This is a genomic window from Bradyrhizobium elkanii WSM2783 (assembly GCF_000472865.1).
Taxonomy (GTDB): domain Bacteria; phylum Pseudomonadota; class Alphaproteobacteria; order Rhizobiales; family Xanthobacteraceae; genus Bradyrhizobium; species Bradyrhizobium elkanii_A.
In genome coordinates this window covers 33,522-54,011 of record NZ_AXAP01000055.1, presented here as the reverse complement: position 1 = coordinate 54,011, position 20,490 = coordinate 33,522, and the positions used below count along the sequence as shown (strand labels likewise).

The 20,490-nt window shown below is 61.6% G+C and carries 20 protein-coding genes; 6 read left to right on the top strand and 14 right to left on the bottom strand.

What is annotated here, in order from left to right; genetic code table 11:
* The first annotated feature begins 141 nt into the window (after window positions 1–141).
* On the top strand, window positions 142–723 hold the full coding sequence (locus YY7_RS65255) for an integrase core domain-containing protein (protein WP_433994545.1): 582 nt from the start codon (window positions 142–144) through the stop codon (window positions 721–723).
* Between the two features lie 220 nt (window positions 724–943).
* On the opposite strand, the gene YY7_RS0134120 is transcribed toward YY7_RS65255, so the two are convergent.
* From YY7_RS0134120 to YY7_RS53685, 10 genes are all read right to left on the bottom strand, one after another.
* Entirely contained in the window at window positions 944–1,648 is a 705-nt protein-coding gene (locus tag YY7_RS0134120; protein WP_028167117.1) for an ABC transporter ATP-binding protein, read from the bottom strand.
* Window positions 1,641–2,414, bottom strand: coding sequence for an ABC transporter ATP-binding protein (locus tag YY7_RS0134115; RefSeq protein ID WP_028167116.1), 774 nt, complete (start codon window positions 2,412–2,414; stop codon window positions 1,641–1,643). Before YY7_RS0134115 ends, YY7_RS0134120 begins: the two co-directional genes overlap by 8 nt.
* Window positions 2,411–3,307, bottom strand: a complete 897-nt coding sequence (locus YY7_RS0134110; RefSeq protein WP_028167115.1) for a branched-chain amino acid ABC transporter permease — start codon at window positions 3,305–3,307, stop codon at window positions 2,411–2,413. Before YY7_RS0134110 ends, YY7_RS0134115 begins: the two co-directional genes overlap by 4 nt.
* Window positions 3,304–4,188, bottom strand: coding sequence for a branched-chain amino acid ABC transporter permease (locus YY7_RS0134105; RefSeq protein ID WP_028167114.1), 885 nt, complete (start codon window positions 4,186–4,188; stop codon window positions 3,304–3,306). Before YY7_RS0134105 ends, YY7_RS0134110 begins: the two co-directional genes overlap by 4 nt.
* A gap of 16 nt (window positions 4,189–4,204) precedes the next feature.
* Window positions 4,205–5,338, bottom strand: a complete 1,134-nt coding sequence (locus YY7_RS0134100; protein WP_028167113.1) for an ABC transporter substrate-binding protein — start codon at window positions 5,336–5,338, stop codon at window positions 4,205–4,207.
* A gap of 148 nt (window positions 5,339–5,486) precedes the next feature.
* Complete coding sequence (locus tag YY7_RS53690) at window positions 5,487–6,230, bottom strand: pyrimidine 5'-nucleotidase (RefSeq protein WP_051397072.1); 744 nt, start codon at window positions 6,228–6,230, stop codon at window positions 5,487–5,489.
* Window positions 6,231–6,273: 43 nt separating this feature from the next.
* Window positions 6,274–7,164 (bottom strand): carboxylating nicotinate-nucleotide diphosphorylase, encoded by an 891-nt coding sequence (gene nadC / locus YY7_RS0134090; protein ID WP_028167112.1) that lies wholly within the window; start codon window positions 7,162–7,164, stop codon window positions 6,274–6,276.
* 16 nt (window positions 7,165–7,180) lie between these two features.
* Window positions 7,181–8,437: a metal-dependent hydrolase family protein gene (locus YY7_RS0134085; protein WP_028167111.1), complete on the bottom strand. Its 1,257-nt coding sequence runs from the start codon at window positions 8,435–8,437 to the stop codon at window positions 7,181–7,183.
* 116 nt (window positions 8,438–8,553) lie between these two features.
* A complete protein-coding gene (locus YY7_RS0134080; protein ID WP_051397071.1) occupies window positions 8,554–10,014 on the bottom strand; it encodes an aldehyde dehydrogenase family protein in 1,461 nt (486 codons plus the stop codon).
* A 2-nt stretch (window positions 10,015–10,016) separates the two neighbouring features.
* Window positions 10,017–10,748 carry an orotidine 5'-phosphate decarboxylase / HUMPS family protein gene (locus YY7_RS53685; protein ID WP_051397070.1) on the bottom strand — a complete coding sequence of 244 codons (732 nt, stop codon included), beginning with the start codon at window positions 10,746–10,748 and terminating at the stop codon, window positions 10,017–10,019.
* A 182-nt stretch (window positions 10,749–10,930) separates the two neighbouring features.
* On the opposite strand from YY7_RS53685, the gene YY7_RS0134070 reads away from it, so the two are divergent.
* The gene (locus YY7_RS0134070) at window positions 10,931–11,857 is read left to right on the top strand and encodes a ribose-phosphate pyrophosphokinase (protein WP_028167109.1); all 927 of its coding nucleotides are present in this window, start codon (window positions 10,931–10,933) and stop codon (window positions 11,855–11,857) included.
* On the opposite strand, the gene YY7_RS0134065 is transcribed toward YY7_RS0134070, so the two are convergent.
* Both YY7_RS0134065 and YY7_RS0134060 read right to left on the bottom strand, forming a co-directional pair.
* Window positions 11,820–12,818: a CobW family GTP-binding protein gene (locus YY7_RS0134065; protein WP_028167108.1), complete on the bottom strand. Its 999-nt coding sequence runs from the start codon at window positions 12,816–12,818 to the stop codon at window positions 11,820–11,822. The two genes, YY7_RS0134070 and YY7_RS0134065, sit on opposite strands and share 38 nt — an antisense overlap.
* Window positions 12,815–13,435 carry a CinA family protein gene (locus tag YY7_RS0134060; protein WP_245287503.1) on the bottom strand — a complete coding sequence of 207 codons (621 nt, stop codon included), beginning with the start codon at window positions 13,433–13,435 and terminating at the stop codon, window positions 12,815–12,817. Before YY7_RS0134060 ends, YY7_RS0134065 begins: the two co-directional genes overlap by 4 nt.
* A 77-nt stretch (window positions 13,436–13,512) precedes the next feature.
* Here YY7_RS0134060 and YY7_RS53680 point away from each other — a divergent pair, with 77 nt between their 5' ends.
* Window positions 13,513–15,027 carry a PLP-dependent aminotransferase family protein gene (locus YY7_RS53680; RefSeq protein WP_051397069.1) on the top strand — a complete coding sequence of 505 codons (1,515 nt, stop codon included), beginning with the start codon at window positions 13,513–13,515 and terminating at the stop codon, window positions 15,025–15,027.
* Window positions 15,028–15,714: 687 nt separating this feature from the next.
* Window positions 15,715–15,861, top strand: coding sequence for a hypothetical protein (locus YY7_RS60900; protein WP_155255424.1), 147 nt, complete (start codon window positions 15,715–15,717; stop codon window positions 15,859–15,861).
* A 64-nt stretch (window positions 15,862–15,925) separates the two neighbouring features.
* Here YY7_RS60900 and YY7_RS0134040 read toward each other — a convergent pair whose 3' ends face one another.
* Both YY7_RS0134040 and msrA read right to left on the bottom strand, forming a co-directional pair.
* Complete coding sequence (locus tag YY7_RS0134040; RefSeq protein WP_028167106.1) at window positions 15,926–17,566, bottom strand: acetolactate synthase large subunit; 1,641 nt, start codon at window positions 17,564–17,566, stop codon at window positions 15,926–15,928.
* A complete protein-coding gene (gene msrA, locus YY7_RS0134035) occupies window positions 17,563–18,114 on the bottom strand; it encodes a peptide-methionine (S)-S-oxide reductase MsrA (protein ID WP_028167105.1) in 552 nt (183 codons plus the stop codon). Before msrA ends, YY7_RS0134040 begins: the two co-directional genes overlap by 4 nt.
* A gap of 1,312 nt (window positions 18,115–19,426) precedes the next feature.
* Here msrA and YY7_RS53670 point away from each other — a divergent pair.
* The gene (locus YY7_RS53670; protein ID WP_051397068.1) at window positions 19,427–19,708 is read left to right on the top strand and encodes a hypothetical protein; all 282 of its coding nucleotides are present in this window, start codon (window positions 19,427–19,429) and stop codon (window positions 19,706–19,708) included.
* 126 nt (window positions 19,709–19,834) lie between these two features.
* Window positions 19,835–20,425, top strand: a complete 591-nt coding sequence (locus YY7_RS53665) for a ubiquinol-cytochrome c reductase iron-sulfur subunit (protein ID WP_051397074.1) — start codon at window positions 19,835–19,837, stop codon at window positions 20,423–20,425.
* Window positions 20,426–20,490 lie beyond the last annotated feature (65 nt).

Genomic DNA, 20,490 nt, shown 5'->3' with positions numbered 1-20,490 from the left:
GGCCGACCGCAGATCGACACCGAGCTGCGCGTGTTGATCCGGCGGATCAGCATCGAAAATCCGCTTTGGGGCGCGCCGCGCATCCACGGCGAACTGCTGAAGCTCGGGTTTGAGGTCGCGCAGTCGAGCGTCGCTAAGTACATGGTCAGGCGACGCGGGCCGCCCAGTCAGGATGGCGGACGTTCTTGCGCAGCCACGCGCCGGACATTGCCGCCATGGACTTGTTCGTCGTTCCAACGATCGGTTTCGANCTGCTCTATGCTCTCGTCATCGTCCGGCTCGATCGCAGAGCCCTCGNTTGGATCAACGTCACAGCACATCCGACGGCCGAATGGTTGCACGTCAAATCACGGAGGCATTTCCCTGGGANGAGGCTCCGCGCTACCTCATCCGGGATCTCGACCGGATCTATGGCAGCGTCGTCGCGCCGAATGCGCTCCATGGGCATCCGCGACAGGCCTACTGCACCGGCCCCGCCGTGGCAGAATGGAGTTGGAACGGCTGATCGGATCGATCCGGCGCGAGTGCTTAGATCACATCCTCGTCTTTGGTGAGACGCATCTACGACGGATTTTGCGATCCTACGCACGCTATTACAACGACGTCCGAACGCACCGGTCGCTGGACAAAGACGCTCCGGTTGCTCGCCCGGTTCAGCGAACCGGAAGCATTAAATCACACGCCATCCTTGGCGGACTTCACCACCACTACGCCCGAGCTTAGGTTTTCGGTACAGACAGGAGGGATTGCCGGGATCGGTGCTCAACGGGTGATCACACGCGTTCCATCGCGCCCCGCGCGATTTGGCACGGCTCGTATGCTTGCTTCGACCGCGGCAGCCCGATTGCTTCGAATTGCGGCAGCTCCGATCGAAAATGCAGCAGAACCTGGTCTTGGCAGTCAAATTGTCGCACGAGATGGTCGAGCAACTCATGGATCAGTCCTACGCACTGCCGAGATACGCGGCGACGATCTGTGGCGACTTCAGCAAGTCACCCGCCTGACCTTCCAATTTGATCCCGCCGGATTCGAGCACGTAGCCGTAGCTGGCGATCGAGAGCGCCTTGCGCGCATTCTGCTCCACCAGCAACACCGTCGTGCCGGCGGCGTTGATCTCGCGAATGGTGCGGAAGATGTCGTTGACGATCTGCGGCGCGAGGCCCATCGACGGCTCGTCCAGCAAGAGCAGCTTCGGCCGCGCCATCAACGCGCGGCCGATCGCCAACATCTGCTGCTCACCGCCGGACATCTGGCCGGCGAATTGCTTGCGCCGCTCACGCAGGCGGCCGAAACGACGATACACGCTCTCCAGATCGGCGCCGACTTGGTCGTCGCGTCGCGTATAGGCGCCAACCAGCAGATTGTCCTCGACGCTCATGTTCGATACCACCCGGCGGCCTTCCGGCACCAGACTCACGCCCCGTCGGACGATCACGTCGGCAGATGCGCGGCGGATCGACTGCCCTTCGAGCAGGATGTCACCCGATGATGCTGCGACCAGCCCACAGATAGCCGATAAGGTCGTGGTCTTGCCCGCGCCGTTCGCACCGATCAGGCAGACGCACGATCCCGTAGGGACGGAAAGCGAAATACCTTCCAGCACATCGACCGGGCCATAGCCGGCACTGAGCTTGCGGATCTCAAGCAGCCTCGTCGCGCCCCAGATAAGCTTCGATGACAGCCGGGCTGTTCCGGATCTCCGCAGGCGTACCCTCAGCGATCTCACGGCCGAAGTTCAAGCAGACGATGTGGTCGGTTACCTTGGAGACGAGGTCGATATCGTGCTCGATCAGCAGAACCGTAATGCCGGACGCCTTGATCTGCCGGATCAGATCGGCGAGTTGCTCCTTCTCGGAATGATTCATTCCGGCCGCCGGCTCGTCGAGCAGCAGCAGCCGCGGTCGTGTTGCCAGGGCGCGAGCGATCTCGACACGACGCCGGTCGCCATAGGAAAGATTCCCGGCCAACACCTCGGCAAGATGTCCAATACGGAGTTCGTCGAGAAGCGAGCGGCAGCGCCCCTCCGCCTCCCTCTCCTCGCGAGCGACGCCCGGCAGACGCGCCAGCACCGCCAGAATGCTCCGACGATGACCGAGATGCGTTCCGAGCGTCACGTTGGCGAGCACCGACTGGTCGGCGAGCAGCCGGATGTTTTGGAACGTGCGCGCCACGCCGCGCGCGGCCACCTGATGCGGCGGCGAGCCGGTCAGCGGAACACCATCGAGCGTAATCCGGCCCGCATCGGCCGGATATAGCCCGGTGATCATGTTCATTGTGGTGGTCTTGCCGGAGCCGTTCGGTCCGATCAGGCCGGTGACCTGCCGGGCTGCGGCCACGAACGAAATGCTGTCGACCGCCACGATGCCCTGGAAGCGCTTGGCGATTTTCCATACTTCGAGTTGGACGCCGATCATGACTGCGCCTGCTCGGTAGCCGCCGCGAGCTTTGTCTCACCAGCCCGCACTCCGAACCAGCGCAGCTTGAAGACCGACATCGCACCGCCCGGCAGATAGAGCACGATCGCCACGACCAGCGCGCCCATCAGGATCTCGCGCAATTGATTCGAGAAGCGCAGCGCCTCCGGCAGCAGCGTCGTGAAGATCGCGCCGATCAGCGGACCGGCGAGTGCATTGACGCCACCCAGGATCGGATAGGTCAGCGCATCGACGCTGCGCACCAGTCCGAAATCGCCCGGCCCGATGAAATAGTTGAGATGCGCGGCCAGCGCGCCCGCTGCGCCGCAGATGAATCCGCTGGCAATGAACAGCGACAGGCGATGCATGAACACATTGACGCCCATTGACTGGGCGACCACGTCGTCCTGCTTGACGGCGGCGATCGCGCGGCCGAAATAGGAACGTCGCAGGGTGTAAGCGACGTAGATGACGACGGCGACGGCGAGCGCGAGGTGCCACGTCTCGGTGTGACGGGGAATGCTGAAGATGCCGATGGCGCCTCCGGTGACGCTATCCCAGTTCAATGCGATCACTCTAATCACTTCGGTGAACGCGAACGTCGCGAGCATGAAGTAGTCGCCCCGCAAACGGAGCACCGGCGCTCCAATCGCTGCAGCCCCAAGGGCCGCCAGCAGCGCGCCCGCGAAGACCGCCGGCGCGAACGGAAAGCCGAGCTCCATCGTGCAGTACACGCTGCAATAAGCCCCCAACGCCATAAAGCCACCGGTCGCCAGCGAGAACATGTTGGCGCTCAGCGCCAGGAAAAGGCCGTAGCCGACTAGCGAATTGAGCAGGCATAAATCGATGATGTTCGAATAGCTCGCGAAAAACTGGCTGATCCAGGCGCTCATGCGCGGCGCTCTTCAAAGCCGGAGAACAATCCGTTCGGCTTGACCAGCAGGATGACGAAGATCAACCCGAAACCGATCGCATCCCGAAAGGACGACGACACGTAGGCGACGCTGAAGACCTCGATCAATCCCAGCAGGAAGCCGCCGGCGACGGCACCCGGCACATTGCCGAGACCGCCGAGAATGATGACGGTGAGCCCCTTCACGAGCATCTGCTCGCCCATGAACGGCGAAACCACGTTGAACAGATTGCCGAGCAGCATGCCCGCCGCACCGGCCAGCGCACCCGCCAGGAAGAAGGTCGCCAGAATTGTTCGGCCCACTGGAACGCCGACGATGCGCGCGACATCCTCACTGAACGCCACGGTTCTGATCGCCCGGCCGATCGAGCTTCGCTGCAATACGAAGGCCAGCAACGCCATCAGCAGCAGCGAAACAAGCAGAAGCACGACCTGCAACAACTGGATCCTGACGTCCGCGATTTCCCAGGAGATCTGCATGAGATCGCTTGCCGGATAGCGTTGAACCTGGGTGCCGAAAATCTCCTGCGCCAATCCGATCATCATGCGCGCCAGGGCGAGACTGGCCACCAATCCCATCCAGCGATGCCCGCCGCGTGCCCGCAACGTGCGGAAGATCACCAGTTCGCTCAGCATCCCGAGCAAACCACCACCGGCTAGCGCCACCGCGAGCGCCAGCGGCGCCGGCAACCCCAGCCGCGCAGCTTCGAGACCAAAATACGCGCCGCCCATGAAGAACGCACCTTGCGCCATATTGACAATGTTCAACACGCCGAAGATCAGCGTGCATCCCATCGCGAACACGGCATAGGTTGATCCGAGCGAGATGCCATTGACGAGCTGCTGCAAGAAGGTCGACATCGCAGATCCCTACGGATCAGTCGGCGGCCAAGATGAACTTGCCGCCTTTCATAACCAAGACCTTCGGCGTCACTGCCGGCTCGCGGTGCGCATCGAACGAGAAGCTGCCGTTGTTCGCTTCCAGGTCTTTGGTCGCCGCGATGGCGTCGCGCAGCTTCTTGAGGTCCGACACCCCGCCAGCGCGCTTGACCGCATCGGCAACGACGTAGACCGATGTATAGGCCTGAGCTGCGAAGTTGTCGGGGTCGGAGCTGTACCTCTTGCGATAGGCCTCGACGAACGCCTTGTTCTTGGGGCTGTCGTACTGAATGAACCAGCCTGAGCCGACGGTGAAACCGTCCGCCGTGGCACCGGCAAGCTCGGCGAGCTTGTTGGAGATCGCCGCGTTGGCACCGAGAATGACCGTTGACGGCGGAATACCGAGCTGTCGGGCCTGGCGGACGATGTTCGCGGTTTCCTCGGCGAGGCCGCCAATTACCAGAATGTCGGGGTTGGCTGCCTTGATCTTGGTGAGCTGAGCCGAATAGTCGACGTCGCCCTTCTGAAACGTCTCGGTCGCGACGATCTTAATGTCTTCGGACTCCAGCGCCTTCTTGTGGACCGCATAGGCCGACTTCATCAGGGTGTCGTCGATGCCGTAGATCTGCGCGGCTGTCTTCGGCGAATACTTCTTCTTCACGTAAGCCAGCACGCCCGGGAACACCATCGATTCCGGCGGGCTGGTGCGGAAGATGTAGTCACCCATGTCCGTGATGCCAGGCGCGGTGTTCGAGCTCGCGATGACGGGAACGCCGGCCTTTTGCGCCAGCGGGTCGGCAGCGAATGCGGAGGTCGCCAGCGTCGGCCCCAGGATCACCGCGACCTTTTCCTGATTGATCAGGCGCTGAAAGATATTCACCGACTGACCACGGTCACCGGCGTCATCTTGATGAATGCCGACGAGCTTGTAGTCACCGAGCTTGCCCGACGTATTGATCTCGTCGATCGCAAGTTCCGCGCCGTTCTTCTGCATTAGACCGTACAGGGCGGCCGACCCACCCGATGTCGCCTGCACGATGCCGATATTGACCGGCGTTTCCGACAGAGCCGCGCTGGAAAATGCCATCGCACCGGCCGCAGAAAGCAACAACGCAAACACCGATCTCTTCATCGAGAAGTCCCTTCGAGTATTGTCTTTCGCGATAACTACTCGCGCGATCGACCGAAAATAAAGCTACATCACTTTTGTTCACACGCGAGAGCAAAGATCAGACATTCTCTGCTTACTTATTAAACCAATTTTCTACGCCTCGTGCGCGCTACGCGCCGTTCTTTCCGCACTCACGCTTGAATTGCAGTTCATCGAGAAACACCGCGAGATTCGTCACGACGACGTCGACGTGATCAGGCTCTTGCACACCGTTCAACCGATCGACATGAAGGATCGGATCGACGACAAGCGCGGTCTTCATGCCGAGCTCGCGAGGGGCGACGAGATTCCCCGCGCGATCTTCGAACATCGCGGACGCCGTTGGATCGATCCCGTGCCTGACAAACAGATTTTCGAAGGCGCTCCGATGCGGCTTTCCGACGTAGCCGCTGTCCTCGATGCTGGCCACGACGTCAAACACGTCGGATAGGCCGATCGCAGCGAGCGCAGCCAATGCGTGGCCGCGTGATGCGTTCGTGAAAACCACGCGTTTGCCCGGCAGTGCCGTGAGCCCTGCGATCAAGCGCAGATTCGGACTCAGCGCCGACAGATCGATGTCGTGCACGAAATCGAGAAATTCGTCCGGCTCCACGCCGTGCAGTTCGACCATTCCCTGCAGCGTCGAGCCAAATCGCTCGTAATAGTCGAGATGCATCGCCTCCGCAGCAGCAAGATGTATTTTCATGTGGTCGGCGATGAACGCCACCACGCGCCGCCTGAGCTGTTCGTGCACACCAATCGAGCGCGGATAGAGCGTGTCGTCGAGATCGAAAATCCAGTTCTCGACATGCGCAAAGGCTTCGCGCACGTCGCCGTCTCGTTGACCTTCCCCTGCACTTGCCGAGACGATCATGACGTCGCTCAATGGCTGGTCGAGATGGGTCGTTTGCTCCTCCTCAGGCCACAGCCTCTTTCATCCGTTTAATCGTGCGATGGGCGCTCGGCTTGATGTCCTTGACGTCGAGGCTGATATCGAGCGCTCGAATCGAGTGGGTCAGATCGCCGACCGAGATGATATCGACGCCGGTCTCGGCGATGGGGACGATCGTCTGTTCGTTGATGCCGCCCGATGCTTCAGTCATGGCGCGGCCGTTGACGAGCTTCAGCCCGTCGCGCATTTCATCGGTGTCCATGTTGTCGAACATGATGATCTCGACGCCGCACGACAGTGCTTCCTCGACCATCTCCAGAGTTTCACATTCGACTTCGATCTTGAACGTGTGCTGAGCGGTAGCCCGCAGCGTCTCGATCGCATTGGTGATCGAGCCGGCGATCTTGATGTGATTGTCCTTGACCAGGATGCAGTTGGCCAGGCTGAAGATGTGGTTGTGAGCACCCCCGACGCGTACGGCGTACTTCATGATCATCCGAAGTCCCGGCCAGCCCTTGCGCGTATCGGTCAGCCGGACCTTGGTGTGCTTGACCAGATCGACATAGCGGCGGGTCTTGGTCGCGATGCCCGACATCTGCTGCAGCCAGTCGAGAGAATTGCGCTCGATGATGAAGAACGTTGAGGCGCGTGCCTGGACGCGCATGAGCACGGTGCCTGGGCTCACGCTGTCACCGTCCTGGACGGCGTGTTCGACCCGCGCATCGGGATCGATCTGCTTGATCGTCTCGTCGGCCAGCAGCAGGCCGCAAACGATACCGTGGCCTTTGGCGTAGATCTGCGCGGTCTGGACCGGATCCTCCCCGACCAGGAAGCCGCCGGTAGTGTCGCCGGGCCCAAGTTCTTCACGCAGAGCTTGCTCGACAAGCGGCCGGATCATAAAGCGATTCAGTTTCATCGGATTGATCCTTTGATCAGGAAGAAAGCTTGTTGGTAAAAGTCTTTCCGGCCTTCATGACGAGGTGCAGCCGCGAGCGATCTGCCATTACGCCAATGTCCGCGAGCGGATCGCCCTCGACCACCAGGACGTCGGCCACCTTGCCGGGCGCAAGCGCTCCAAGCTCGGGCCGTTCGATGCATTCCGCGGCCTTGCTGGTGGATGCGACGATCACTTCCATCGGCGTCATGCCGAGCCATTCCACCATGAACTTCAGCTCGACCATGTTCTCGCCGACCAGAAGGCGATGCGACTGATCGGTGCCCATGGCCACCTTGACACCGCGCCGGACCGCTTCCTTCCAGATCGGGATCTGATCCTGCATCAGGTTGTAGATCTGCTTGTCCTTGACGTCTTCCTGGCCCATCTGGTGCCCGGCCCAGGACTTGTCGTCGGCCCGCTTCTTTACCGATAGCGGCACCAGCGCGAGGGTCGGCACCCACCAGGTGTTCATCTTGATCATCTCGTCGGCAGCTTCCTCGTCGAGAAACCAGCCGTGTTCGAGGGTATGGATGCCGGCCTTCACCGCATTGCGGATGCCATCTATGCCTTCGGCATGCACCGCAACGCGTCGCCGCTTGGCGGCAGCCTCCTCGACGGCCGTGCGGATTTCGTCGATGGTGAACTGCGGCTCGTCCCAGCTATCGGTGACCGAGGTGATGCCTCCGGTCGCGCAGATCTTGATGAAGTCCGCGCCGCGCATCAGCAGTTCGCGAACCAGGCGGCGGATGTCCTCGACGCCGTCGGCAACCGTATCGGGTAGCCAGGCTCGCTTCTTGATGCGCATGCCCGCCGGCACCCAATAGTCGCCGTGACCACCGGTTTGCGAGATCATGCCGAGCGAGATCAGCAGCCGAGGACCATCGATCAGCCCTTCTTCAATCGCGGCGCGGAACCCGGCATCGGCTCCGCCCATGTCACGGGCCGTCGTGATTCCGCAGGCCAACGTCTCGCGAAAGATGTCGATCGAGCGCAGGACGTTGTAGGTCGGCGTGTTGAGCAGATGCTGGCGCATATCGCGTGCCCGATAAGTGCCGTGCACGTGACAGTCAATGAAGCCGGGAAGAATAGTGCGTCCTGATGCGTCCAGCCGCAGTGCGCCGGAAGGAATTGCTATATTTGCCTCGGAGCCCGCAGCGATTATTCTCCCGCTCTCGATCACCACGACGCTGGACTTGACCGGATCGCCTCCGAGTCCATCGATCAAGGTGCCCCCGACAATCGCAGACAGCATTCAGAAACGTCCTTTGTTTCAAGGGAAAGGCTAACAGGGCCGAAACCGGGGCGAAGTACCAAGTGCCGTTCAATCCATGGGTCCACCGGACTGGTCCTGTGTGACAGATTGTCCCGTCATGTCAGGTCCACGGTAACGGTCTTCGTCTCGGTGTAGAACGACAGCGCATTCATCCCCAGTTCGCGGCCGAGTCCGGAGCGCTTGTAGCCGCCGAACGGCGCGAATACGCTGGTGGAGCTGGCACTCGGCAATCCATTGACGGCAATCATTCCGGTCCGTACGGCCTTCGCGACGCGCAGGGCCTGACCGATGTCACGCGACCAGACCGAACCGTTCAGGCCATAGGCGGAAGCATTTGCCATGCCAATCGCGTCGGCTTCGGTGTCGAATGGTGTGATGCTGCAGACCGGACCGAAGACCTCGTCGCGATAGAGCCCGAGTTCCGGCGCGACGTCCGCGAAGATCGTGGGAAGGTAGAAATTGCCGTTCGGCAGACCAGCGGGCCGGTGACCACCGGTCACCAGCCGGGCACCATCCTGCTCCGCCTTGCGGACGCTCTGGTTGACACGGTCCCAATGAGCCGCGGAGATCAAAGGTCCCAGCGTGGTCGCGGCATCGAGCGGCGAACCGAGCTTCAGGCCTGCGACCTCCTCGACCAGCGCCTCTGTGAACGCTTCAACGGCCGACCGCTGGATGAGCAAACGGGACCGGGCTGAACAGGACTGGCCGGCATTGCCAAACACGGCGCCGATCGCACTCTTGGCGGCCTTTCCGATATCCGCGTCGGCAAACACAATGCATGCGTTCTTGCCGCCGAGCTCCAGCGCAACGCTCTTGATGGTGCCGGCAGCTGCTCGCATCACGGCGGTGCCGACGGCCGTCGATCCGGTGAAGGAAATGCCGTCGATGGCGTCATATTCAGCGAGCAACTGCCCGATTTCTGCGCCGCCGGGGAGAATGTTGACGACGCCGGGCGGCACGCCGCAATCGGCGATGACCTCCGCCAGCAGCAGTGTCGATAGTGGCGTCAGCGGCGACGGCTTCAGCAGGCAGGCGCAGCCCGCGGCGAGAGCAGGCGCCAGCTTCCATGCCGCCGCCAGTAACGGAAAGTTCCATGGCGTGATCTGCGCGACGACACCGAGCGGTTCGCGCAGAGTGAAGTTCAGCAAATTGTCGGCGACTGGGATGGTGTCACCGAAGAACTTGTCCATCGCACCGGCGTAGTAACTGAACACGCGCGCCGCGCCGGCGACCTCGCGCCGGGCTCCGGAGATCGGCTTGCCGCCGTTCACGGCTTCCAGCAGTGCAAAATCCTGGGCTCTCGCCATGATGTGGTCGGCGATCGCGCGCAACATTTGCCCACGCTCGAACACCGGCATCCGCGGCCAGCCGCCTTCATCGAACGCGCGGCGGGCTGCAGCGATCGCCTCGACGACCTGCCCTGGACTTGCCGGGGCCACGCGGGCGACGAGTTCGCCTGTCGCTGGATCCAGGATCGCCTCTTCGCGCTCGCCGGGCTTCTGGAAAACGCCGCCGATGAATGGCGTCAGCCGAACCGGCGGGAGTGCAATCGTCATTTTCAGGCCAGCGCCTTCGTGGCCTGCATCTGCTCGAACATCCGTGCAGCTGCGTCGCCCGGCGCCTTGGCGCCGGTGATCAGACGGCCGACGATGGCGAAACGCCGCGGGCAAGCCGCCGCGGCTGCGGAAGAGGTCTCGATGCTGCCACCGAGCGCACCGAAGCCGGTCAGCAGCACGACGGGCGACTGGACGTTCGCAGCAATCCACTCCGACCAGCGCTTGATCTTGATGACGTCGTGCGCCGGCAACACAAAATGGTTCGCCTTGTTGGTCACAGCACGCGCCAGGATGCGATCGAGCGCGTCGTCCAGCATGTAGCCGCCGCCGGATACGCCATAGTCCGGCACCGGGATTTCACCGCCGACCACCGGCACGATGCCTGCGCGGATCGCTGCGCCGACGAAGCCATCGACCGCGGTCGGCCCGGCAACGGGAAACAGAATCAACCCGTCGACATCGGCGTCCTTGCACATCGCGGTGTACTTGGTCGCCATGTCCGGCATGTCCGGACCGGCCTTTTGATGGTCGTAGAGGATCGGCAGATCGGTGAGATCGCGCAGCCGGCGCATCGATTCCTTCAGTCCAAAACGCATCACGGAGGTCAGGCCGAGCTTGTAGCCGGCGACACCCTCGCGATTCGATGTTTCGCGCACCACCTGCTCGAGTTGGTCGTGGGAATCGATGTCGAGCGCGGGCACGATGCCCATCTCGCCCTTCAACATTTTTGCCATGTGGTCCTCTCGATGACGTGTCGGAGGACGCTAGGCCGCCGCCTCGCCGACCCCAAGGTCCGCCGCATGACTTGTTTCTGGTACCAGGGCGCAGGCTGGCTCCATGAGTTGAGGAGCCACTGGCGCTGAGATCGCCGGTCTCGAACACATAGGGTGAAGGTGATCGGAGACGACAACACCTCATGATGATCCTCGCCTGCAACGCCAACCGGACGCTGGTCACTAGGATCTGCGACTATCTCAAACTATCTCCCGTCAAAGCCGATGTGCGGCGCTTCGCCGATGCTGAGATCTATGTCGAGGTGCTTGAGAACGTTCGTGGCGCCGACGTTTTCGTCGTCCAGCCGACCGCGTCGCCGACGAACGATCATCTGATGGAACTGCTGATCTGCATCGACGCATTGCGCCGCGGATCGGCGCGGCGTATCACCGCGGTAATTCCGTATTTCGGATATGCCAGGCAGGATCGGAAGAGCGGCCCGCGGACCCCGATTTCGGCCAAACTCATCGCGAATCTGCTCACCATCGCTGGCGCCAATCGAATCCTGACGCTTGATCTTCATGCCGGCCAGATTCAGGGTTTCTTCGATATTCCGACCGACAATCTGTTCGGCGCACCTCTGTTTGCGCGAGATATCACCGACCGTTTCGTCCCCGGCAATGCCGTGGTGGTCTCACCCGACATCGGCGGCGTCGTGCGCACCCGGCTGCTCGCGCAACGGATTGGCGCCCCCCTCGCCATCATCGACAAACGCCGGCCACAGGCCGGCGTTTCCGAAGTGATGAATGTGATCGGCGAGGTCGAAGGAAAGGCCTGCATCCTGATCGACGACATCGTCGATTCCGGCGGCACGCTATGCAATGCGGCCGATGCGCTGCTCGATCGCGGCGCGACTAACGTCTGCGCCTATGCGTCTCACGGCGTGCTGTCTGGCGCCGCGCTGGATAGAATCGAGGCTTCGCGTCCCACGTCGTTGACGGTGACAGACAGCATCGAGGAAACGAATCGACACCGCCCGAAGCTTCGCCACATCTCGGTCGCCCCGCTGATCGGTGAGGCGATACTCCGGATCAGTGAAGAACGCTCGGTATCCTCGCTGTTTGTCTGACCGTCACTTGTAGTCGCGCCAGGGCATCGACGAGAATCTGCTCCTCGACGTCACGTCCGATCAGCACGATCCTGTTGCGTTGCTCCAAGACCGGCCATTCCTCAAGATCGGTCGGCTGGTGCAGCAATCCCTGCACGACGTGCAGAACCGTCGGACCGGGCGCGCCTTCGATATCCAGCATCGCCTTCATGCGCAACAACATCGACCCCAACAGACCAATCGTGTGATCGAGCCAAGCCTCCAGCACGTCGGGCGCAATCGCGCCGTCGAACGCGAGCGAGGCAGTCGCGAGTGGCGCAGGCTCGGCCGAACACATCAGGCGCAACGGCTTCATCAGCGACCGCGGCAGATCCAGCGAATTCGGCCAGAACATGTCCATCGTTACTGTCTGCGGGTGTATCACCGACTGTCTTGCATGCGGATTGATTGAGGTCAGCGCCTGCTGGACGGCGGTCACATCGTCGGTATCCGCGATATCTGCCTTCGAAATCAATAGCCGGTCCGCCAGCGCCACCTGCATCCGCGCTTCGATGTGCTTGTCGACCGTAGGCAGAAACGCACGGCCGTCAACGACGGTGACGATTCCGGCCAGCGAGATACGATGGTTGAAGAAGGCATCCGAAATCAAACCCTCCAGCACGGCTGCTGGATCCGACAGCCCGCTGGTCTCGACGACGATGCGTTTGAACGGTGGCAGGCTCCCATCACGGCTGCGCCGTAGCAGGCCTTCCAGCGTCGGCGCCAGCCTGCCCTTGGCGCGACAGCACAGGCAGCCGCCCTCGAGCACCATGACCGTATCCGCGCCCTGCTCCACCAGCAGATGGTCGAGACCGACATCACCGACCTCATTGATCACGACCGCAGTGTCGCAGAAATCATCGCTCGCGAGCAGCGCGTTCAGCATCGTCGTCTTGCCCGATCCGAGAAAGCCTGTCAGCAGGACCAGCGGGATGCGGTTCATGCCTCGATTTGCTTTTGCAGGAGGCGAATGGCGGCAGCGACCGCCGACAGACGCACGTTGTCGCGGCTTCCTGAAAATACGTGGCGTTCCGCCATGATCGGCGCATCCTTGCGGGCCGCTGCGATGTAGATTGTACCCACCGGATTCCTTGCGTTGCCTCCGCCAGGGCCCGCGTAACCGGTGATGGCAACAGTGACGGCCGCGCCAGAGTTTGACAACAGGCCTTCGGCCAGTCCCTGCGTCACCTCGGCGCTTACAGCGCCGTGCTGAGCCGAAACCTCCTCCGCGACCCCAAGGCCGGTCGCCTTCGCAGTCTCGTGATACAGGACATAGCCCCGATCGAATATTTGCGACGCGCCCGAGACCGACGTCAGACAGGAGCTGACGAGACCCGCAGTGACCGTTTCAGCGGCGGCAAGGCGAACGCCCTTTCGTTTGGCGGCATCGAGTGCCGCAGCCGCTGCGTCGAGCAGCGCCGCAGGAAAAATCGTCTGACCCTCGTTCAAAAACTGCTGGTTCATCGGCATTGCAGGCTCACATGTAGTTGGTTTTTCCAACGATGAATGCCGGTGGCCTTTGAAGTCAACGACTGGCGGCGGGTGGTCCCAGAAGATCATCACGAACTGGACCTGCGCTGCGTAACTTGAACTTGCTGCAAGGCCGATTATGGTCTTTGCTGTGCCGGGCGCAATGAATGGGGACTAAGGTGCTGATCACGCTCGACCGCAACGGCGCGGAGAGCTTGCAGGAACAGATCTGTCAGCGGATCCGCGAGCAGATCGTGGCTGGTACGCTCCGCGCTGGCGCATCCGTGCCGTCGTCGAGACTGCTCGCCACTCAGCTCAAGGTCTCGCGTAACTCCGTGATCTTCGGCTACGAGCGCCTGATCAACGAAGGTTACCTCGTCGCCAAGCCGATGGTCGGCACTTTCGTCACCGATGTCCTGCCGGATCGCTCGGTCTCGGCGGAGAAGACCAGCGATCTCTCCTCCGAAGGTTCCGACGCCCGCACCGCTCCCGTCTTCATCGGACGGCAGCACGCGATCCTCAACAATTCGAATATTCCGATCGATTTCTGGACCCAGCGAACGGACCCACGCGCCTTTCCCCTGAAGACCTGGCGGCGCCTGGTGATGCAGTCGCTCGCCGCGGCCGGACACAACCTGACCGAATACGGCGATCCATGCGGACTGATGCCTCTACGCATCGAGATCGCTGAGCACGTCGGAGCGACACGCGGGATTCGCGTGCGCCCCGAACAGGTCGTGATCGTCGCCGGCGCACAGCTCGCGCTCAATTTGGTGTTGCGCCTTTTGGCGTCTCCCGACGACGAGATCGCCGTCGAGAACCCGTGCAATCAGGGCGCGGCCTATCTGTTCGAAAGCTATCGCATGCGGCTGCTACCGATCGCGATCGATCACGCGGGCATAGATGCACAAAAGGTGGCTGCATCCAATGCAAAGCTCGCTTACCTGACGCCGTCACACCAGTTTCCAATGGGCGCGACTCTGTCGCTGGAGCGTCGACGCGCAATCGCTCGCTGGGCGCAGCAGACCGGTGCTCATGTGATCGAGGACGATTACGACAGCGAGTTCCGCTACGACGGCGCTCCGCTCCCGGCAACAAAGGCCCTCGCACCGGATCACGTGATCTATCTCGGTACGTTCTCGAAGTCGCTCGGCGCCGGGTTGCGCACGGGCTTTGCGATATTTCCGGAACATCTCGTCCACGCTGCCGCGACCGCCAAGGCGCTGCTCGACAACGGTCAGGTCTGGCTGGAACAGGCCGCCCTGGCGCGCTTCATGCAAGGCGGCGGGTTCGTGCGGCATCTGCGGCGTTGCCAGCAGCATTACTATGCGCGACGCAATGCGCTGATCGCGCGGATGCGCGAACGGTTCGGCGATGTCGATTTGATGGGCACGGATGCTGGCACACACGTGGCTTGGCGCCTACCGGCCTCACTGGTACCGGCTCACAGCATAAAGGCCGTCGCCCGTACCCGCAATATCGGGGTTTATACCGTGCAATCAGGCGGCGGCCACGAATACGACGGGGACCACTTCGAGACGAACTGGCTTCTGCTCGGCTACGCGTCACTCACTGAAGACCAGATCCGTGCCGGGATCGACCGCCTTGCGGAGGTTCTGGCGCTCAACGACATGCTGCAGCCTGGCGCGCGGAGCCACCGCACACCGCTTGTACCGATCTAGGCGCGCTTTCTGTCTGGATTGCGCGATATCTCCGCCAGAACTCGGCCGACAAACGGCAAAGTCGAATTCACGACCAAGTTCGCCAGTCACGACAGATGCGGGTGGCGCTCCGTAGGGGATCGAACCCCTATCTTGGCCTTGAGAGGTCTCGAAATCGCAATGCGCAGCTCGATTTCTGCCCTTAATGACCGATGCGTTCTGATGTCGATTGAGCGACCTCGAACCCGAGCTTGAGAAGTTCGCCATAGATGCGCGGCGCGCCCCAAAGTGGGTTCTCGACGCTCATCTGCCGGATCAACGCGCAGCCCCACCGCGATCTGCGGCCGGCCTCCCAAAGATCGTGACTTCCAACGCCAATAGTAACGAAAGCCAGACCGGTGCCAGCAGATGACCGTCTCGGGCCGGATGATGGTAAGAACCTGAAGGATAGCCGGGAACCAGGGATACAGCCGGATCAAGAACCGGCGATCGCTGTTCGCGAATTGGACACGGCCGGGTAGCCTGCGCCGCAAAACAATCAACTGATGTCGAAGCACCGCGTTCTCAGCCTCAAGCCTCACCTTCGACTTGATGGCGAGGCCAAGACGGCCAGGACGAAATACAGAAGCCCGATCATTCCGCCAGCTTAGGTGATTCGTCACCTCATCAACTCGCATGAGGTTTTCGGTACACACAGGCCAAGCATCAATGGCGCAACTGCTACCAACTATACGCGCCAACATTCAGGAAGAGACCGCCATCATGAGCGATGAGGCGGTCTGGTATCAGACGCTCGGCACCCAGGTCCGGCGGCTTGAAGATGTCGATGTCCTCGCGCTGTTTGAATGTGGCTAGGCGACCGGCATTTTCAACAAGCGCGCGAGTGAACTTTCGCGCACGAGACCGACGCGGGGGCTTTTCACTTGGCCTCGACTAGCGGGGGTAACTCGTTGACAAGTACGCGCATGTTCTCGGTGTAATCGACGGGCACTACGACGAGATGCACGCCGCCTTCGCTGAAAGCAGCTTCCAGCATCGTCGAGAGCTCCGAGACTTTGCTTACGCGGGAGCCCTTGGCGCCATATGACTTGGCATAGGCCACGAAATCGGGATTGCCGAAGTCGAGGCCGAAGTCGGAAAATCCGTCGGCTTCCTGTTTCCATCGGATCATACCGTAGGCACGATCCTCGAGCACGAGTACGACGAGATTCAACTTGAACCGCACGGCCGTCTCAAGCTCCTGCGAGTTCATCATAAAGCCGCCATCGCCACAGACGGCGAGCACGCGCCGGTCCGGATAAATCAGTGACGCTGCGATCGCCGAAGGAAGACCCGCCCCCATGGTCGCAAGCGCGTTGTCGAGCAACAGCGTGTTGGCGACGCTGGTGCGATAGTTGCGGGCGAACCAGATCTTGTACATGCCGTTGTCGAGGGCCACGATGCCGTCCGGCGGGATGACCTGGCGGACGTCATGCACGATGCGCTGCGGCGTCAAAGGAAACCGATCCTCCGTCGCCCGCTCGGCGAGGCGGGTAAGGATCCCTTCCCGCAAACCCAGCAATGCCTGACCATTGGGGAGCTTGCCTTCGAGGCGATCGGCCAGGCTCGTGAGGCTCGCGCCGACGTCGCCGACGATCTCCGCCTGCGGGAAGTATACCTGTTCCACCGTCGGCGGCGTGGCGCCGACATGGATAACCTGCGGTCCGCCATGGCCCATCAGGAAGGGCGGCTTCTCGACGGTGTCGTGGCCGATCGAAATAATCAGGTCGGCCTGGTCGACGGCCTCGTGAACCCAATCCCGCTCCGACAGCGCGGCCGTGCCCATATAGAGATTGGAGCCGGCATTGACCGCGCCCTTCCCCATCTGGGTGTTGAAGAACGGAATTCCGCATCGTCGCACGAACGCCGACAGCGGCTCGGCGAGATGCGGGCGGCTCGCTGCGGCGCCGAGCATGACGAGCGGCCTGCTGGCGCCCATGATCATCGCTGCGGCGCGATCGATGGCGGCCGTAGGCGCGACCGGAAGCTCGATGACATGCGGGGGAATGATGTCGGGCGCGGCTTCGTCGGCCGCGATATCCTCGGGCAGTTCGAGATGCACGGGGCCCGGCCGCTCTTGCTGCGCGACCCGGAACGCGTCGCGAACCAGGGTCGGAATACTCTGCGCGGAGACGATCTGCGTCGCCATCTTGGTAAGCGGCCGCATGGTCGCGACGATGTCCACGATTTGGAAGCGCGCCTGGCGGCTGCTCCGGATCGCCTTCTGTCCTGTGATCATGACCATCGGCATCGCGCCCAAATGCGCGTAGGCCGCAGCCGTCGTCAAATTGAGCGCACCGGGACCCAGCGTCGTCAGGCAGACGCCCGCGCGCCCGGTGAGACGCCCGCAGGTGGCCGCCATGAAGCCGGCAGCTTGTTCGTGCCGCGTCAGCACCAGCTTGATCTTCGAGCGGCGCAGCGATTCCAGCACGTCGAGATTCTCCTCGCCAGGAATGGCGAAGATGTACCGAACGCCCTCGTTCTCGAGAGCGGCCACCAGCAAATCGGAGGCCTTTGTCATGCGGCCGAAACTCCGCTCGCGCCTGTTGCAGCCTTCTCCGCCCGATGCGGCAACGTCCATTCTGGCCGAATGAAGTGACAGGTGTAGCCGTCAGGATATTTCTCCAGATAATCTTGATGCTCGGGCTCGGGCTCGGCCTCCCAGAACGGTCCGGCAGGGGCCACCTCGGTGACAACCTTGCCCGGCCAAAGGCCGGAAGCATCGACATCGGCGATGGTGTCTTCCGCGATCTGCTTCTGCGCGTCGCTGGTATAGAAGATGGCCGACCGGTAGCTGGTGCCCAGGTCGTTGCCCTGGCGGTTCAGCGTCGAGGGATCATGGATCTGGAAAAAGAACTCCAGCACCCTGCGATAGCTGATGGTCTGCGGATCGAAGGTAACCTCAATGGCCTCAGCGTGATTGCCGTGGTTGCGATAGGTCGCGTTTGGCACCTCGCCGCCCGTGTAGCCGACCCTGGTTGAAATCACGCCGGGATAGCGGCGTAGCAGATCCTGCACACCCCAGAAGCAGCCGCCGGCCAGGACTGCGCGTTCCGTCGAAACTGTCATATCTGTCCTCACTGGATACGCTGCGGGCGTCATTCCCGAAACTCTATCAGGGGACGGATAATGACGCCGAACGATGTGGAAGCGCAATGATCCACGAATGTCCGCTTTGCACCCAAGAGCGGCCGTTCGATACGCGCTCATTCCTCCGACTGGGAGTCGGATTAATCTCGTCCGCCTTGGAACATGATCAAACACTCTCGGAGGCATTCACAGCCCACGCCGACACTAATGAGCGTTTAGAACGCCTGCTCTCGTTGGCGGTCTTTAGATTTTCTTTTATGTCTCGGTGCACACATCGTGCACATACCGCCCTCTAACTAATTGAAAAAATTGAACTCTCGCTCCAATCCATCATGGGCAAGTTTGAGCTAGCTCCAACAACCGATATCCAATTAGAACCGATCAGAGACAGTGTCATCCCACCAACGACTAAACAGAAGACCGCCCTTTCCTCCCTGCCCCGCGACCGATGACATCGCCGCAGGTCCAATCGTGGAGGCGCAAGCACCGATACCGACATTCAGTGGAGGTGGCGATCTAACCGAGGTTTTTCGTCTCTGTTTCGCGCCGACAACCAGCGACTCCGGGTTGCGCGCTAATTTTCTTCGTCAAAATACTTCCTTCCGCAAGTTCTGAAGCTACAATTTGCGGGCTGACTAGGGGTAGAACTAGCTGCAACAACCATTGTCGCACTGTTCATTGATTTACTGTCGCTTCGAACAGCCGAATACAAACAAGAAGTAGTGCTGCAAGAGAAGGTCAGTCAACTCCCATTGATGTACAAGCTGTCTTTCATTTAAGAACGTAGGAACCTACGATTCGGGCTACAGCAATTGGTGCACCCGTGCGCCCGCTGCGCCCAAGCCTCTGTGCCATCTTCGGTTGATCTGAACGCGGCCGCCGGGCCATCTCCGTCGGCGGCGGCGACGCTCGCAATGCGTTCCGTATTCGCAGAGCCTCCATGGCACCGATGATCCGGTTGCGCCATTGCTTGGCTCGAAGAGAGGATGCTGGCGTCCGCGATGCGTCGGCGCGCCGTGGCAACAGCTCAACGGTGAATTGGCGTCGCGCAGGACGTCAGGCGCTCCCGGCGAGAGGAACGAAACAGTGGCGCGGCCAAATGGCTTAAGGTCTCCGCCGCGCTGGGATCACATTAAGCCGAGTCGGCGAGTTTGCTTCCATGTCCCGCATTTCACAGCTGCGCGGCTGCGCCGCATCCCTTGTCTTGAAAATATGAGGTTGAACTAGGAACCTTCGCGAACCAGCGCGTTCGTATTCGTGCAAAGTGACGCTACGATGGGGAGGACCCTCCATGCGAACCATAATCGTTGCGATGCTTGTTGCGAGCGGAACCATGATCGCCCTGCCGGCGCTGGCGCAGCAGCAGACGGCACCCAACCCGCAGCAGGTGCAAGAGGAGGCGGACAAGGGTGCCAAGACCCGCCAGTCCGGCGAGTCAGGCTATGTCGGTGAGCAGGAAAAGCCGGGCGCTTCCACCCATCCTCCTGGGCGGACTGACACTGCTCCGCCGACAACGGGCTCAGCCACCGGCACCTCGACGGGGGCGGCTGGCAGCGCTGAAAGGCCGCGTTGAGCCTCGTAGAGGGTAGCAAGCCTGCATGTGACCGCGTCGCCACGTGCCGGTTTAAGCGTTTTGCCGTTGGGCAGGGAGGTTACGCGCGACTGAAATTCAGGCTCGGTGGCGGAGCTGGAGAAGACAATGCTGTGTCCGAACCAAACGCGACGCTCGCTTCTCTTGACGACGCTCGCGGCCGGAGCGTTCCTGGCGGCGAACAGGTTCGCTGCGGCGCAGGAAGATCAGCCCGGCAGCAGCGACCGGCCGAAGAAAGGGGATCTCCTTGTTGTCTCCGAAGGAGAGCGTGCCGGCGACGTCATCAAGCCCGATGATTTGAAGCTCGGCGACCCTCCGCTGCACGCTTGGCCAAAGGACCCCGAGACTTCGGTAGTCCGCAACGGCTCGCGGCTCAACGAGATTCTGATCATAAGGCTTGATCTCGCTGAATTGGATGAGGAGACCCGATCACGCTCTGCTGAAGGCATCGTCGCCTATTCGGCGATCTGTACTCACGCCGGATGTTCTGTCACCGGTTGGCTGAAGTCCGAGACGGGCGACAAAGACGTTCTTAAATGTTTTTGTCACAACTCCGAATTCGATCCCCGCGAGCGCGCGGAAGTCGTGTTCGGGCCCGCGCCCCGGCGTTTGCCGGCACTGCCGTTGGCGATAGCCGACGGCTCGCTCACCATAACTGCAACCTTCGTTGGAAAGGTAGGTGCTCAACAGCCAGGGTGATGGGGCGCGGTCGCATCCGATTCCCGTGCCCCAGACGATCGCACCACCCACCATAGGGGAGGGAG